Genomic DNA, 2,631 nt, shown 5'->3' on the forward strand with positions numbered 1-2,631 from the left:
TTGTGCGTGTTTTTGGTGTACGGGGACGGCCCGCGTTGGACGCGGCGCGCGTGGGAACGCCAGTAGGGCGCGAACAGACCCGAGAACGCCGGGACGAAATACACCCCGCCGTTGTCCTCGACCTGCCGGGCCCCCTGTCCATGGGTCCATTCTCACCAATTACTGGGGGGTGGCATGTCGGCTTTCGGGTCGACTCGCCACACTTCTTGCCTGACGGGTGCGGCATTTCGCTCGATGTGGGGCACCGGACGAAGACCAGCCTGCCGGAACCATTGCTTGCGGAAACCCGGCAGCCCGGGTTTGGTACTGCACCTGTGGCGCTCCGGGCTCTCTACCAGAGCAACGTCGAGCACCTCCAGCGCTGACGTCGTGTCGGTGCCGAATGCTAACTCGTATGAATTTCTTGTGCGATCAGCCTGGAGAGCGGTTCGTGGGAGTCGCGGCTCAGGTGTGTTCCGTCATGTCCTGAGCACGCTACTGTGGCCGCGTCCACGAACAGCGCATTACGTTTGTCGGCGACGTTGTGTATTGCCGCGCCGAGTTTGCGTGATTTTTCCACGGAGTCGGCGTTGTATTCAGAACTGTTCTCGGCAAAGCCGGGTTTGGTGGCATCCAGGTGGATAGGGCTTATCAATAGCGTTGTAGGCACTCCACCGGTGCGGGTCCACGCCGTGCGCTCGATGTTGTCGATGTAACCGTCTAGCGCTGTGGCGATTTCCTCTGGTCCTCGATCGAACTTGATCTTGAGATCGTTCGTTCCGAGCATGATTACCACCATATCCAGCGGCGAGTGGCTTCGCAGGCAGGGTTGAAAGTAAATTAGGCCATTGCAATCACTTCGCTCCGGGTCGTTCAAATCAGTGGTGCGACCTCCGAGACCCTCCTCGATAACAGAATAGTCGTTACCCAAGGCATGTTGAAGACGGCCAGTCCAGCGCACATCAACGGGCCACCGCCCACGTCCTTCTGAGCGTTGCCCGAAAGTATTGGAATCACCAAAACATAAGATAGTAGACGCGGACGGATTAACGATCATGCCGTAGTCCTCGTAGGTTAGACGGTTATGCCGAGTTGTTCTGCCACTCCGACGAGTCCATCCAGTCGTTGCGTGTCTCGGCGGGTCAGCAGTTCGTTGGTCAGTGTGCGGGCGAGGGGAATGCGACCGACGAATTCCGGAGCCATCGAGTACGCCCGACGAAGTGTTGCCACAGCTTCTGCATCGTCTCGATTATGGACTTGAGCGTGCGCGACGTTAATCAATCTGCGACTGCGCAGCACAGGCGGAATCCCTGTATCGCCGTCGCTGGCAACAGCAAGTTTGAGAGCTTCACGTGGCTGGCCCGCCGCCATCTCGTTGACAACGCCGAAGCTTGCGGCTGAGGTGCTGTCGAACATGTTGGACGGCTCGGGCCTGCTGACGTAGTCGTCTTCTAATTGCCGCGCGGCTGATTCGCACAAACGTAGATATTGCCGCGCCTGCCGGAAATCTCCTGATAAAGATGCCGCGAATGCGGCGTAGCAAAGAAGTTCTCCCCAAATGGAAATTTGGCGTGGCGTGGCAGTGGAAAGCCGTGGCTCAATTTTGGTGGCCGCGTATTCGGCATGCGCAGTCGCATCCTCGTACATGCCGTTTTTGGTCAGTAGCCAAGAATGCGATCCTTTAATCGCAGCTCGTGTCAGCTCGTCCCCGCTTTCTGCTGCTAGCGCATCTGCCCGAAGAAGCGCCAATGCGGCCAAGTCTTTTCGGTGTACATAGCCCAAAAGGTTCGATGAGGCGTGCAATAGTTGAGCGAGGGAAATATTGACCTGGCGTCGCTGCTCACCTGTGGTCGACTCGGCGGCGTTGTAAGCGCGTGCCAAGATTAGGGGGAGGGTGCGTTCCATTTCATTGAAACGAGCCGAAAAGAATAGATCCCATGTGCGCACCACTGCATCCGAAAGCTCCCGCTGTGTGACTGGTGATGTATCTGGAATGCATCCCATGAGCACTCGCCGCAAGTGAAAAATGCTGCCATCGCGCGAGTCGCTGATCGAGTTGTGCGAAATTTCGCCGCCGCCGGGCTGGAGCGCTACTGTAACGCGATGAAGGTGGTCCGTGGTCTGGATGTACTCCATCGCGGGCGTGCTCTGTGGGCGGAAGGGGCTGAACGCGCTTGCAGTGAGTGACGTGCCGGATTCATTCGCACGGTCAACTTCGGTTGTGCGAGTGCGTCGCGTCGTTTTCTGCTCGGTCTTCGCTCGAGCGCGAAGGGTGATCAATGCGCCGTTTGCGTTGAGAGCAGCGTCGATCGCTGACACGAGTTCTTGTGACGGGAGTGTGGCATCTTGCCACTCGGTCATCGAGACGTACTGGCGTGAATAGCCGATTCTGGACGCCAGTGCACGTTGGCTGTATCCGGCCTCGAGCCGGAGTCGCTTGATTTCGCGCGCCAACTCGTCGGCAACGGTTGCTGGTTGCCGGTCGAGTTCGCTGGTCGGGTTGCTCGTAGGCCCCCTGTTCATGGGGTCCATTCTGACCCATTACACGGGGGTGGGGGGGGGGGGGGGGGGGGGCGGGGGGGCCCACAAGCCAGGAGGGGGTGGGGGGGGGGGGGGTGTAGGGTGCGAGGCGAAGCGAGGCCGGGCAGCGCG

At 59.3% G+C, this 2,631-nt stretch carries 2 protein-coding genes and 1 pseudogene; all 3 read right to left on the reverse strand.

The annotated features are described in order from the left end of the window. Window positions 1-131: pseudogene (locus QH470_RS29760) on the reverse strand (FGGY-family carbohydrate kinase); the annotation flags it as partial. Between the two features lie 254 nt (window positions 132-385). Continuing rightward, window positions 386-1,036 (reverse strand): SGNH/GDSL hydrolase family protein, encoded by a 651-nt coding sequence (locus tag QH470_RS29765; RefSeq protein WP_280275687.1) that lies wholly within the window; start codon window positions 1,034-1,036, stop codon window positions 386-388. Window positions 1,037-1,053: 17 nt separating this feature from the next. Further along, window positions 1,054-2,502 (reverse strand): helix-turn-helix transcriptional regulator, encoded by a 1,449-nt coding sequence (locus tag QH470_RS29770; protein WP_280275688.1) that lies wholly within the window; start codon window positions 2,500-2,502, stop codon window positions 1,054-1,056. Between the last annotated feature and the right edge of the window lie 129 nt (window positions 2,503-2,631).

It is taken from the genome of Nocardia wallacei (assembly GCF_029868745.1).
Classification (GTDB): Bacteria; Actinomycetota; Actinomycetes; order Mycobacteriales; family Mycobacteriaceae; genus Nocardia; species Nocardia wallacei_B.